The organism is Cupriavidus sp. P-10, from assembly GCF_003402535.2.
In the GTDB taxonomy this organism is placed as follows: Bacteria; Pseudomonadota; Gammaproteobacteria; order Burkholderiales; family Burkholderiaceae; genus Cupriavidus.
In genome coordinates, this window is record NZ_AP025170.1 from 3176418 (window position 1) to 3188681 (window position 12264).

Below are 12264 nucleotides of genomic sequence, written 5' to 3' on the forward strand. Positions count from 1 at the left end.
ATTGCTGCTTCGCTCACTTCAGTCCCTGGCCAGCTGGCTGCACACCTCGGCGACGCGCCGGGTTGCCTCAGGCTTGGCCAGTCCGCGCGCCAGGCGCGCCATGTCTTTCAGCTGCGGCCGGGTCAGGCTGGCGATGGTTTGCGCCAGGCCCTCGGCCGTCAGGTCTTGCTGCTGCACCAGCAGGGCCGCACCCTGGCTGGACAAAAACTTTGCGTTGGTGGTCTGGTGGTCGTCCACCGCGTGCGGGAACGGCACGAACAGCGCCGCCACGCCCGCCGCGGCCACTTCCGAAACCGTCATCGCGCCGGCGCGGCAGATCACCAGGTCGGCATCGGCATAGGCCCGCGCCATGTCGTCGATGAACGGCAGCGTCTGCGCCGGCACCTGCGCCGCCGCGTAGTTGGCGCGCAGCGTGTCGATCTGCTTGGCGCCCGCCTGGTGCGTCACCACCGGACGGTCGCTTTGCGGCAACAGCGCGATCGCCTTCGGCACCACCTCGTTCAGCGCCGCGGCACCCAGGCTGCCGCCCACCACCAGGATGCGCAGCGGGCCGGTGCGCTGGTCGTAGCGCGACTCGGGCGCATCCAGGTGGGCCAGTTCCTCGCGCACCGGGTTGCCGGTCCATTCACCGCCGGGCAGCGTGTCCGGGAACGCGCACAGCACGCGGTCGGCCACCTTGGCCAGCACCTTGTTGGCCAGCCCGGCGATCGAGTTCTGCTCGTGCAGCACCAGCGGCCGTCCCAGCAGCGAGGCCATCATCCCGGCCGGGAAGGTGATATACCCGCCCATGCCCAGCACCACGTTCGGCCGCACCCGGCGCAGCGCGACGATGCTCTGCCAGAACGCGCGCAGCAGGTTCAGCGGCAGCAGGAACTTGGTCACGAGCCCCTTGCCACGCAGCCCGCCGAACTGGATGAATTCCATCGGGATGTCGTGCTTGGGCACCAGCGTGGCTTCCATTCCGCTGCGGTTGCCCAGCCAGACGATGTTCCAGCCCTGCTCGCGCAACGCATGCGCGACCGCCAGCCCCGGGAACACGTGTCCCCCGGTGCCGCCGGCCATCACGAGCAGGGTGCGCGGTGCGGTCATGCCTTGCCTCCGCGCGCCAGCACGCGATTGTGGCCGCGCTCGCCGCGCGTGGCTTCACCCACTTGCGGCATATTGTTTGTGAATCGCTGCGCGATGGTCATACCTTCCCTCCACGCATCAGCACGCGATTTTGGCTTCGGCCGCTGCGCTTAACTTCCTGCTGACGCAGGAAGTTAGCCTTCGCCGAAACCGTGTATTGCTGCGCTCCGGTCATACCTTCCCTCCGCGCATCAATACACGGTTTTCATAATCAATGCGCAGCAGGATCGCCAACGCCACGCAGTTCATCAAAATCCCCGAGCCGCCATAGCTCACCAGCGGCAGCGTCAGCCCCTTGGTCGGCAACAGGCCCAGGTTCACGCCCATGTTGATAAAGGTCTGCCAGCCGACCCACACGCCGATGCCCTTGGCCACCAGCCCGGCAAAGGTGCGGTCGAGTTGCAGCGCGGTGCGGCCGATATTGAAGGCACGGCGCACCAGCCAGTAGAACAGCACGATCACTACCAGCACACCGATAAAGCCGAATTCCTCGCCGATCACGGCGAGGATGAAGTCGGTATGCGCTTCGGGCAGGTAGTGCAGCTTCTCGATGCTGCCGCCCAGCCCCACCCCGGTCCACTCGCCGCGGCCGAAGGCAATCAGCGAGTGCGTCAGCTGGTAAGCCTTGCCCAGCGCATTGCTCTCTTCCCAGGGGTTCAGGTAGGCGAAGATCCGCTCTCGCCGCCACGGCGACGCCGTGATCAGCAGCGCGAACGCGCCCACCGCCACGCCGACCAGCCCGGCAAACAGCTTGCCGTTGATGCCGCCCAGGAACAGGATGCCCATCGCCACCGCCGCGATCACCAGGAAAGCGCCCATGTCGGGCTCCAGCAGCAGCAGCATGCCCACCACCACCACCGCCACGCCCATCGGCAGGAAGCCCTTGGCCACGGTCTGCATCCACTCCTGCTTGCGCACCGTATAGTTGGCCGCGTACAGCACCACCGCCAGCTTCATCAGCTCGGACGGCTGGAAATTCATCACGCCCAGCGGGATCCATCGGCGCGCGCCATTCACGCCCTTGCCGACAAAAGGCACCAGCACGATCACCAGCAGGATCAGCGCGACGATAAAAAGCTTGGGCGCATAGCGGTCCCACACCTTGACTGGAATCTGGAACGCCGCCAGCCCGACCGACAAGCCGATAAACAGCGCAAACGCATGCCGCATGAGGAAGTGGCTTTCGCGGTAATTGGCGTAGCGCGGCGAGTCCGGCAGCGCGATCGAGGCCGAAAAGACCATCACCAGGCCGAGCGCGAGCAGTACGATCGACACCCACAGCAGGGGCTGGTCGTACTCCATCATGCGCGAGCGCGTGGGCTTGACGCCCGATACCGCGTCACGCAGGCCACCCCAGGCATTGCCGATGGTGGCGCCGATAAAACCGCTGCGCTTGACCTGTGCGTCGCTCATGGCAGGATCCCCCGGGACAGGGCCAGTTCTTCCACCGCGGCGCGGAATACTTCGGCGCGGTGCACGTAGTTGCGGAACATATCCAGGCTGGCGCACGCGGGCGAGAGCAGCACCACGTCGCCGGATTCAGCCAGTTCAGCGGCCTTCGTTACCGCCTCTTCCAGCGTGGCGGCATCGACCAGGCTGGCGCCGCTGCCCTGCAGCGCATCGCGCAGCTCGGCGGCGGCGCGGCCGATCAGCACGACCGCGCGCGCGTACTGCGCCACCGGCGCGGCCAGCGGCGAGAAATCCTGGCCCTTGCCTTCACCGCCGGCGATCAGCACCACGCGCTTGTCCAGCCCCGACAGCGCGGCCACGGTCGCGCCGACGTTGGTGCCCTTGCTGTCGTCGAAGTACTCGACGTCGTCGATGGTGGCGACCCACTCCACCCGGTGCGGCTCGCCGCGGTACTCGCGCAGGCCGTGCAGCAATGCGTTCAGCGGCAGCTCGATGGCACGGCACAGCGCCAGCGCCGCCATGGCGTTGGTGGCGTTGTGCATGCCGCGGATATGCAGCGCGTCGGCCGGCATCAGGCGCTTGTGGCGCACGGGCACGGCTTCGTCGGTCGCTTCGACGGCCTTGCGGCGGCGCGGCTTGCCCTCCCCTTCCGCTTCCGAATCGGGCTCTGCCAGCACCAGCCAGGGCATGCCGCCCTCGCGCAGGATGCCGAAGCTGCCCGGCACTTCCGGCAGGTCGACGCCGAAGGTCACCGGCTTGCGGCCCGGGCGCGCCATGTCCAGCGTCAGGCGGTCATTGCGGTTCAGCACCTGCACGCACTGGCTGTCGGCCGGCCCGAAGATGCGCGCCTTGGACGCGGCGTAGGCTTCCATCGAACCGTGCCAGTCCAGGTGGTCCTGGGTCACGTTGAGTACGGTGGCCGCATGCGGCGCCAGGGTATGCGTGGTTTCCAGCTGGAAGCTCGACAGCTCCAGCACCCAGACGTCCGGCAGCGTGGCCGAGGCGATGCACGCCGACAGCTTGTCCAGCGCCGACGGGCTGATATTTCCCGCCACCGCCACGGTCTTGCCCGCGCGTTCGATCAGCCGGCCGGTCAGCGCGGTCGTGGTGGTCTTGCCATTGGTGCCGGTGATCGCCAGGAGCTTCGGGGCGTAGCCCGACCCGGCTTCCAGGTGCTTCAGCGCGCGCGCAAACAGCTCGATCTCGCCCCACACCGGGATGCCGCGCGCCTGCGCGGCGGCCAGCAATGCGCCGTTTCCGGCCTCCAGCGGCGACAGGCCCGGGCTGATCGCCACCAGTCCGATATCGTCGAGCAGCCCTTCGGTGAACGGGCCGCCCACGAACTCGGCCGAAGTCAGCTCGGCCTGCAGGAAGACAAGGTTGGCGGGCGCCTCGCGTGTGTCGGCCACGCGCACCGCGCAGCCGTTCAGGCCACACCAGCGCGCCATGGCCAGCCCCGACTCGCCGAGGCCCAGTACCAGCACATGAGGTTTTTGCAGCTCGCCAAACACTTCGATTCCTGCCTTTGAATTCCTGTATCTATATAGAGAGCGCCGCGGCCATCGCCATCGGCGCAACCATTAGCGCAACTTCAGCGTCGACAACCCGATCAGCACCAGCAGCATGGTGATGATCCAGAAGCGCACCGTGACCTGCGTTTCCTTCCAGCCGCTCAGCTCGAAATGGTGGTGCAGCGGCGCCATCCGGAACAGCCGCCTGCCCTCGCCGTAACGGCGCTTGGTGATCTTGAACCACGTCACCTGCGCCATCACCGACAGCGTTTCCACCACGAAGATGCCGCCCATCACGAACAGCACGATCTCCTGGCGCACGATCACCGCCACCGTGCCCAGCGCGCCGCCCAGTGCCAGCGCGCCCACGTCGCCCATGAACACCTGCGCCGGGTGCGCGTTGAACCAGAGGAAGGCCAGCCCCGCGCCGGCCAGCGCCGAGCAGAAGATCAGCAGTTCGCCCGCGCCCGGGATGTGCGGGAACAGCAGGTACTTGCTGTAGACCGAGCTGCCCATCACGTAGGCAAATACGCCCAGGCCGCCGCCGACCAGCACCACCGGCATGATCACCAGCCCGTCCAGCCCGTCGGTCAGGTTCACGGCGTTGCTCGAGCCCACGATCACCAGGTAGGTCAGCACGATGAAACCGGCCACGCCCAGCGGGTAGCTGATCTCCTTGAAGAAAGGCACGATCAGGTTGGACTTGTACGGCATGTCCAGCGACAGCCCGCCCTCGACCCAGTTCAGGAACAGCTCCCACACCCGCACGTTGCTGCTTTCCGACACCGAGAACGCCAGGTAGACGGCGGCCACCAGGCCGATCAGCGTCTGCCAGAAAAACTTTTCGCGGCTCGACATGCCGCGCGGGTCGCGATAGACCACCTTGCGGTAGTCGTCGACCCAGCCGATGGCGCCGTAGCCGAAGGTGACCAGCATCACCACCCAGATAAAGCGGTTGCCCCAGTCGCACCACAGCAGCGTCGAGACGGCGATCGATACGAGCACCAGCACGCCACCCATGGTCGGCGTGCCGGACTTGACCAGGTGCGTCTGCGGACCGATGGTGCGCACCGCCTGGCCGACCTTGAGTTCGGTCAGCTTGCGGATCACCCACGGGCCGAACGCGAGGCCGATCAGCAGCGCGGTGAGGTTGGCCATCACCGCGCGGAAAGTCAGGTAGTTGACGACCCGGAGGAAGCTGTAGTCGTTTTGCAGCCACTGGGCCAGAGCCAATAACATCGTGTTGTCTTCGTTAATGTGCGGAAGTGTCTGCGACCAGCGCGGCGACCATCCGTTCCATGCGCATGAAGCGCGATCCCTTCACCAGCACGGCGCCGGCTTGCGCCACCATGCCCCCGCTGTCTTCCTCCAAGGCCTTTGCCAGGTCTTCCGCGCTGCCGAAATGGCGTCCGTTGGCGCCGAACGCCCGCACCGCGTGCACGGCCAGTTCGCCGGTGGCCCACAGCGTGTCGATGCCGCGTGCCTGCGCGTAGGCGCCGATCTCTTCGTGGAAAGCCGGCCCCTGGTCGCCGACCTCGCCCATGTCGCCCAGCACCAGCACGCGCGGCGCGGCAAAGCCGGCCAGCACGTCGATGGCGGCGCGCATGGAATCTGGGTTGGCGTTGTAGGTGTCATCGATGACCACCGTGCCGCCCGGCGTGTACTTCACCTGCAGCCGGCCCTTGACCGCCTGGAAGCCGGCCAGGCCCGCCTGGATCGCCGGCACGCGTACGCCAGCGGCCAGCGCGCAGGCGATCGCCGCGAGCGCATTGCGCACGTTGTGCTCGCCCAGCAGTGCAAGCCTGACTTCAAACGCATGACCGGGCGCACGCACCTGCATCACCTGCGCGCCGTCGACCAGTGCCATGGTGGCGTGCACATCCGCACGCTGCGAGGTGCCGAACGACAGCGCACGGCGCGCACCGGCGGCCTCGCGCCACACCGGCGCATAGGCACCGCCGCTTTCCTCGTCGAGCGGGAACACCGCCACGCCGTCCGCCGGCAAAGCAGCGATCGCGGCCGCGTGCTCTTGCGCCACGGCTTCCACGCTGACCATGAATTCCTGGTGCTCGCGCTGCGCGTTGGTGATGACCGCCACGGTGGGCTGGGCGATGCCGGCCAGGTAGACGGTCTCGCCCGGATGGTTCATGCCGAGCTCCAGCACCGCCAGCTTGTGGGTGGCGCGCAGGCGCAGAACCGTCAGCGGCAGGCCGATGTCGTTGTTCAGGTTGCCGCCGGTGGCCAGGCGATGGCCCTCGCCCACCGCCGCGGCGAAGATCGCCGCGATCATTTCCTTGACCGTGGTCTTGCCGTTGCTGCCGGTCACCGCCACCGCGGGCAGCGTGAACCGGCGGCGCCAGCCGGCGCCCAGTTCACCCAGCGCGATGCGGGTGTCGGGGGCGATGATGGCCGGAACGTGGGCGTAGTTGCCGGCATCCGCTTCGCGGCTGACCAGCACGGCGGCGGCGCCCCTGGCCACCACGTCGGCGATGAAATCATGCGCGTCGAAGCGCTCACCCCTGAGCGCGACGAACAGGTCGCCGGGCTCGACGGTACGGCTGTCGGTCTGCACGCGCGAGAACGCAACGGCGCCGTCGCCGGAAACGCGCGCGCCGGCGATCCAGCCGGCGGCGTCCTGCAAGGTGGTCATGGTGGTCTGGCTCATGCCGATACTCCACGGGTGGCAAGGGCCAGGCGGACATGCTCGCGGTCGGAGAACGGGCGCTTGCGCCCCTGGATTTCCTGGGTGGCCTCGTGGCCCTTGCCCGCCACCAGCACCACGTCGGCCGGAGCCGCGTGCCGGATGGCGTAAAGGATGGCAGCGGCGCGATCCTCGATCTGGCGGCCGCGCGCGCGGTCGGCCATGCCGTCGGCGATGGCGTCCAGGATCTCCTGCGGATCCTCGCCGCGCGGGTTGTCGCTGGTCAGGATGACGTCGTCGGCCAGGCGCTCGGCCACCGCGCCCATCAGCGGGCGCTTGATCGGGTCGCGGTCGCCGCCGCAGCCGAACACGCACCACAGGCGGCCATGGCGCGCCTGCGCCACCGGGCGCAGCGCGGCCAGCGTCTGTTCCAGCGCGTCGGGGGTGTGGGCGTAGTCGACCACGGCAAGCGGAGCCAGCGCGGCATCGCCACCATTGGCACCGAACAGTTCCATGCGGCCCTCGACCGGCGTCAGCGCGCGCAGCGCGGCCAGCGCCGCATCCCACGCCACGCCGTTGGCGAGCGCCGCGCCCAGCACCGCCAGCAGGTTGCTGACGTTGAAGGCGCCGATCATGGGCGTGGCCATCTCGGCGCTGCCGAAGCTGCCATCGATATGGAAAGCGGTGCCGTTGGGCGTGGCGCGCACGTTGGTGGCCCGCAGCCATTCGCCGCGCGGGCGGCGCACCGTGGCGGCGCCGGGGCCGTCGATGCCGTATTCGATCACGTGCGGCGCGGCGATCGCGGCCGCATTCGCCGCCAGCAGGCGCTGGCCCATGCCGTCGTCGCGGTTGACCACCGCGGTGCGCAGGCCGTCCCACTGGAACAGGCGCTGCTTTGCCGCCTCGTACTCGGCCATCGAGCCGTGGTAGTCGAGGTGGTCCTGCGTCAGGTTGGTCAGCACCGTTACCGAGAAATGCGTGCCGGCCACGCGCTCCTGCTCCAGGCCGTGCGAGGACACTTCCATCGCCACGGCACGGGCGCCGGCATCGTGCAGCCCCGCCAGGCTGGCCTGCAGCTGCACCGCGTCGGGCGTGGTAAAGCCGGTCGCCTGCAGTGCGCCGGGGAAGCCGGTACCGAGCGTGCCGACGGTCGCGCAAGGCGTGCCCGCGGCTTGCAGCACACGCGCCAGCCACTGGCTGCACGAGGTCTTGCCGTTGGTGCCGGTGATGCCGGTCACGGCCAGGCCGCGCACCGGGTTGCCGTGCCAGCCGGCGGCGATCGGGCCGGCGAGCTGGTGCAGGTTGCTGACCGCCAGGTGCGGCACGGTGTCGCCAAACGGCCAGTCGAAGCCGTCGGCCTCATAGACGATGGCGCCGGCACCGGCGGCGATGGCTTGCTGGATGTAGGGCCGGCCATCAGTAGCCAGGCGCTCGTTGCCGAGTACGTAGGCGAAGAACACATCGCCACGCGCCAGCCGCCGGGTATCGCCGGTCAGCTGCGCCGAAGCGGCCACATTGGTACGCAGCCAGGCCAGCGCGTTGCTGGCCTGGGTTGTTACCTCGAGCGGGAGCAAAGGCTTGGCCGTCATTGGGTCGCGCTCCACGGTTCGCTTTCCGGCACCTTGTCGCTGACCACCAGCTGGCGGATCGGCGAATCGGGCTGGACATTCAGTGCGCGCAGCGTGCCGCCGGTGATGGCGGCGAACGCCGGGCCGGCCACCAGGCCGCCGTAGTGGCTGCCGGCGGTGGGCTCGTCGACGCTGACGGCGACGATGATGCGCGGGTTGGACATCGGCGCCAGGCCGATGAACGAGGCGCGGTACTTGCTGCGGTTGTAGCCGCGGCCTTCATGCTTGTAGGCGGTGCCGGTCTTGCCACCGACGCGGTAGCCCATCACCTGGGCCTCGGGCGCGGTGCCGCCGGGCGCGGTCACGGTCTCCATCATGGCGCGCACATCGCGCGCCACCTGCGGCGTCAGGATGCGCTCGCCGGTGGCCGGTCCGTTGGTGCGGAACATGGTGACCGGGATCAGCTCGCCGTCATGCGCGAAGATGGTGTATGCATGCGCCATCTGGAACAACGACACCGACAGGCCGTAGCCGTACGACATGGTGGCCTGCTCGATCGGACGCCAGCTCTTGTACGGGCGCACGCGCCCCGCCACCGCTCCGGGAAAGCCGATCTTGGGCGCCTGGCCTAGGCCGATGCTGGTGTACATGTCCCACATCTCCTGCGGCTTCATCATCATCGCGATCTTGGTCGTGCCGATGTTGGACGACTTCTGGATCACGCCGCTGACGGTGAGGGCACCATAGTTGTGGGTATCGCTGATGGTGGCGCCTTCGAACTGGTACTTGCCGGTGGTGGTGATCACCGTAGACGGCGTCACGCGCTTGAGCTGCAGCGCCAGCCCTACCGTGATCGGCTTCATCATCGAGCCGGGCTCGAAGGTGTCGGTCAGCACGCGGTTGCGCAGCTGCTCGCCCGACAGCCGGGTGCGGTCGTTGGGGTTGTAGGTGGGCCAGTTGGCCAGCGCCAGCACCTCGCCGGTCTGGGCATCAAGCACCACCGCGCTGGCGGCCTTGGCCTTGTGCTTGTCGACCACGGCCTTGAGTTCGTTGTAGGCCAGGTACTGGATCTTGGCGTCGATCGACAGCTGGATATCCTCGCCGTCGCGCGGGGTCTTCAGGATGCCGATGTCCTCGACCACGCGGCCCAGGCGGTCCTTGATCACCTGGCGCGCGCCGGGGCGGCCGGCCAGGCCGGTCTCGCGCGCCAGTTCCACGCCTTCCTGGCCGCGGTCCTCGACGTTGGTGAAGCCGACGATATGCGCCATCGCCTCCCCTTCCGGGTAGAAGCGCTTGTACTCGCGGGTCTGGTGGATGCCCTCGATCTTGAGCGCGGCGATCTTGTCGGCGACATCGGGCAGCACCTGGCGCTTCAGGTAGACAAAGCCCTTGTCCTCCGACAGCTTCTTGCCGAGGTCCTTCTCGGACATCCCGAGCAGCTTGGCCAACTGGCGGATCTTGGCCAGCTCGACCTGGTTGGGAACGTCCTCGGGCACCGCCCAGATCGCCTTGACCGGCAGGCTGGTGGCCAGCACCAGGCCGTTGCGGTCGAGGATCTTGCCGCGCGTCGCCGGCAGCTCCAGCGTGCGCTGGAAGCGCTTCTTGCCCTCGGCCTCGTAGAACTGGTTGCCCGGACCCTGGATCCATGCGGCGCGCACCGCCAGCGCGGCAAAGGCCGCGAACATCAGGAACACCACCAGCTTGGAGCGCCACATCGGCAGGCGCAGCCCCAGCACCGGGCTGGCCGAGAACTGGCCGCTGCGCGGGCGCGACGGGGTGCCGTTGCCATTGCGGTTGCGGCCGGGCGGGTTGGGGCGGGCCATGCTCATCGGCGCGCCTCCGCGTCACTGGCCGCGGCCGGGGATTGCGCCGTGGCCGGTGGCAGCACGATGCCGGACAGGTACTGGGTCTTGCCGGGGTTGACCGGCGCCATCTTCAGTTGCGCGCGGGCCGCGTCGGCAATGCGCGCGCTCTTGCCCAGCGCGCTCTGCTGGTACTGCAGGCGCGACCAGTCGACGTCGAGCTGGCGCTCCTCGGACTGCGCCCGCTCCAGCGCCACGAACAGCGTGCGCGCCTGGTGCTGCGCGCTGACCAGCGACAGCGCGCACAGGATCAGCGCGGCCAGCAGGAAGAAGGTCAGGCGGTTCATGCAGCCCCGCCCTTGCCGGCGGCGGGCGCCAGCTTCTCTGCCACGCGCATCACGGCCGAGCGCGCGCGCGGGTTGGCGGCAACTTCCTCGGTGCCGGGCTTGAAACGGCCAAGCAGGCGCAGCGTGGGTTGCGGCAGGTCGGCCGCGCGCAGCGGCGCGCGGCGCAGGGCCGGGTCGGCATCCTGCTGGGGACGGGCGTGCGCCGCCATGAACCGCTTGACGATGCGGTCCTCCAGCGAATGGAAGCTGATCACCACCAGGCGTCCCCCTACCTGCAACAGGTCATAAGCCGCCTTCAGCCCTCTTTCGAGGTCCTCAAGCTCTTGATTGACGTGAATCCGTAGAGCCTGAAAGGTGCGGGTCGCAGGGTCCTGGCCCTTCTCGCGTGTTTTGACGGCTTTCGCCACGAGCGCGGCAAGGTCGGCAGTAGTGGCGATAGGTCCGCCATCGCCGGGTTCGCGCCGGCGAGCAACAATCGCCTTTGCAATCTGTACAGCAAACCGTTCTTCCCCATAGTCTCGTATCACCCTGGCAATGTCCTGCTCATCCGCCTGCGCCAGCCACTGCGCGGCGGTGATGCCGCGCGTGGTGTCCATGCGCATGTCCAGCGGGCCCTCGAAACGAAAGGAAAACCCCCTCGCCGCCTCATCGATCTGGGGCGAGCTGATCCCCAGGTCGAGCAGCACGCCAGCCACGTGGCCGCGCCCGGCAAGGCGCTCTGCCATGTCCGCAAAGCTGGCGTGCTCAATGGAGAAGCGGGCATCCCCGATGGTGCCCGCTTCTGCGATTGCTGCTGGGTCCTTGTCGAACGCGACCAGGGCCCCTTCTGGCCCCAGCCGGGCCAGTACCGCCCGGCTGTGCCCTCCCCTGCCGAAGGTGCCGTCCACGTAGACGCCGTCCGGGCGCCAGACCAGGGCGTCGACGGCCTCGTCCAGCAGCACGGTGCGATGGCGCAAGGCGGGGGTTGCCGGCGTTCCGGTAGGACTCATGACCTCTTCAGAAAGAGAAATTTTTCAATGCTTCGGGCATGCCTTGCGCCATCGCCTGCTGTTCCTTGGCGGCGTATGTCGCGGCATCCCATACTTCGAAATGGCTGCCCATGCCGAGCAGCATGACTTCTTTGTCGAGCATGGCGGCACTGCGCAGCTCCGGTGCGATCAGCACCCGGCCTGCGCCGTCCATTTCCACGTCGGCGGCGTTGCCCAGGAAGATGCGCTTCCACCAGTGCGCATCCATCGGCAGCGCTGCAATGCGCGTGCGGAAGGTTTCCCACTCGGGCCTCGGAAACAGCAGCAGGCAGCCATCCGGGTGCTTGGTCAGCGTCACCCGGCCCTCGGCCTGCTGTTGCAGCGCCTCGCGGTGCCTGGACGGAATGGACATCCGCCCCTTGGCATCCAGCGACAGCGCCGATGCTCCCTGAAACACGCTCGCTCCCGGTCCCTGCCCCCCGCCGATGACCCCTGGCAGATGGCAATCGCGTGAATCCCTCTGTTTCCGACTGTGACGAAATGATCCCACGGTCGGTTCGCAATTTCACACAAAAATACACTTCCTCACACTATTTCCCACTTTAGAGGAAGCGATTTGGGCGGTCAAGGCTGGTTGCAGGGCAGCAAAAGAGATTTTTTGAATCAGAACAATGACTTAGCGCGCACAGCTCACGCACCGTGCAAGTGAATCCTTAATGAAATGAAGATCTTAGGGAGGAAAGCAGAGAAACCACCTGAGAACTGCGGGAGGAGGACTGCCGGCGGGGGCGGGAAAGACTATCCCGCCGCCCGAGGGAAGGATACAACAATCGCCCGCCAGCGCCGGAAAATCAAGGGGCGGCAGGCAACCGCGAGCGCGGGGCGATGA

10 protein-coding genes are annotated in these 12264 nt (G+C 67.8%); all 10 read right to left on the reverse strand.

Features of this window, described 5'->3' with window-relative positions; translation table 11 throughout:
- Positions 1–18 precede the first annotated feature (18 nt).
- The 10 genes from murG to mraZ all read right to left on the reverse strand — a co-directional run bounded on the left by murG (position 19) and on the right by mraZ (position 11832).
- Entirely contained in the window at positions 19–1089 is a 1071-nt protein-coding gene (gene murG / locus CTP10_RS14625) for an undecaprenyldiphospho-muramoylpentapeptide beta-N-acetylglucosaminyltransferase (protein WP_116318232.1), read from the reverse strand.
- Between the two features lie 210 nt (positions 1090–1299).
- A complete protein-coding gene (gene ftsW, locus CTP10_RS14630) occupies positions 1300–2541 on the reverse strand; it encodes a putative lipid II flippase FtsW (protein ID WP_116318233.1) in 1242 nt (413 codons plus the stop codon).
- Positions 2538–4049 carry a UDP-N-acetylmuramoyl-L-alanine--D-glutamate ligase gene (gene murD / locus CTP10_RS14635; protein WP_116318234.1) on the reverse strand — a complete coding sequence of 504 codons (1512 nt, stop codon included), beginning with the start codon at positions 4047–4049 and terminating at the stop codon, positions 2538–2540. Before murD ends, ftsW begins: the two co-directional genes overlap by 4 nt.
- 69 nt (positions 4050–4118) lie before the next feature.
- Entirely contained in the window at positions 4119–5288 is a 1170-nt protein-coding gene (mraY, locus tag CTP10_RS14640; RefSeq protein WP_116318235.1) for a phospho-N-acetylmuramoyl-pentapeptide-transferase, read from the reverse strand.
- 13 nt (positions 5289–5301) lie between these two features.
- The gene (locus CTP10_RS14645; protein ID WP_116318236.1) at positions 5302–6714 is read right to left on the reverse strand and encodes a UDP-N-acetylmuramoyl-tripeptide--D-alanyl-D-alanine ligase; all 1413 of its coding nucleotides are present in this window, start codon (positions 6712–6714) and stop codon (positions 5302–5304) included.
- Complete coding sequence (locus tag CTP10_RS14650) at positions 6711–8279, reverse strand: UDP-N-acetylmuramoyl-L-alanyl-D-glutamate--2,6-diaminopimelate ligase (protein WP_116318237.1); 1569 nt, start codon at positions 8277–8279, stop codon at positions 6711–6713. The genes CTP10_RS14645 and CTP10_RS14650 overlap by 4 nt, the downstream gene beginning before the upstream one ends.
- Positions 8276–10087: a peptidoglycan D,D-transpeptidase FtsI family protein gene (locus CTP10_RS14655; RefSeq protein WP_116318238.1), complete on the reverse strand. Its 1812-nt coding sequence runs from the start codon at positions 10085–10087 to the stop codon at positions 8276–8278. Before CTP10_RS14655 ends, CTP10_RS14650 begins: the two co-directional genes overlap by 4 nt.
- Positions 10084–10407, reverse strand: a complete 324-nt coding sequence (gene ftsL / locus CTP10_RS14660; protein WP_116318239.1) for a cell division protein FtsL — start codon at positions 10405–10407, stop codon at positions 10084–10086. Before ftsL ends, CTP10_RS14655 begins: the two co-directional genes overlap by 4 nt.
- Entirely contained in the window at positions 10404–11396 is a 993-nt protein-coding gene (gene rsmH / locus CTP10_RS14665; protein WP_116318240.1) for a 16S rRNA (cytosine(1402)-N(4))-methyltransferase RsmH, read from the reverse strand. The genes ftsL and rsmH overlap by 4 nt, the downstream gene beginning before the upstream one ends.
- A gap of 7 nt (positions 11397–11403) precedes the next feature.
- Positions 11404–11832 (reverse strand): division/cell wall cluster transcriptional repressor MraZ, encoded by a 429-nt coding sequence (mraZ, locus tag CTP10_RS14670; protein WP_010814778.1) that lies wholly within the window; start codon positions 11830–11832, stop codon positions 11404–11406.
- Between the last annotated feature and the right edge of the window lie 432 nt (positions 11833–12264).

Coding starts and splice junctions, on each gene's coding strand:
- CTP10_RS14655 (WP_116318238.1), bottom strand. CDS start 10,087: ATGAGCATGGCCCGCCCCAACCCGCCCGGCCGCAACCGCAATGGCAAC.
- CTP10_RS14650 (WP_116318237.1), bottom strand. CDS start 8,279: ATGACGGCCAAGCCTTTGCTCCCGCTCGAGGTAACAACCCAGGCCAGC.
- ftsL (WP_116318239.1), bottom strand. CDS start 10,407: ATGAACCGCCTGACCTTCTTCCTGCTGGCCGCGCTGATCCTGTGCGCG.
- CTP10_RS14645 (WP_116318236.1), bottom strand. CDS start 6,714: ATGAGCCAGACCACCATGACCACCTTGCAGGACGCCGCCGGCTGGATC.
- murG (WP_116318232.1), bottom strand. CDS start 1,089: ATGACCGCACCGCGCACCCTGCTCGTGATGGCCGGCGGCACCGGGGGA.
- ftsW (WP_116318233.1), bottom strand. CDS start 2,541: ATGAGCGACGCACAGGTCAAGCGCAGCGGTTTTATCGGCGCCACCATC.
- mraY (WP_116318235.1), bottom strand. CDS start 5,288: ATGTTATTGGCTCTGGCCCAGTGGCTGCAAAACGACTACAGCTTCCTC.
- rsmH (WP_116318240.1), bottom strand. CDS start 11,396: ATGAGTCCTACCGGAACGCCGGCAACCCCCGCCTTGCGCCATCGCACC.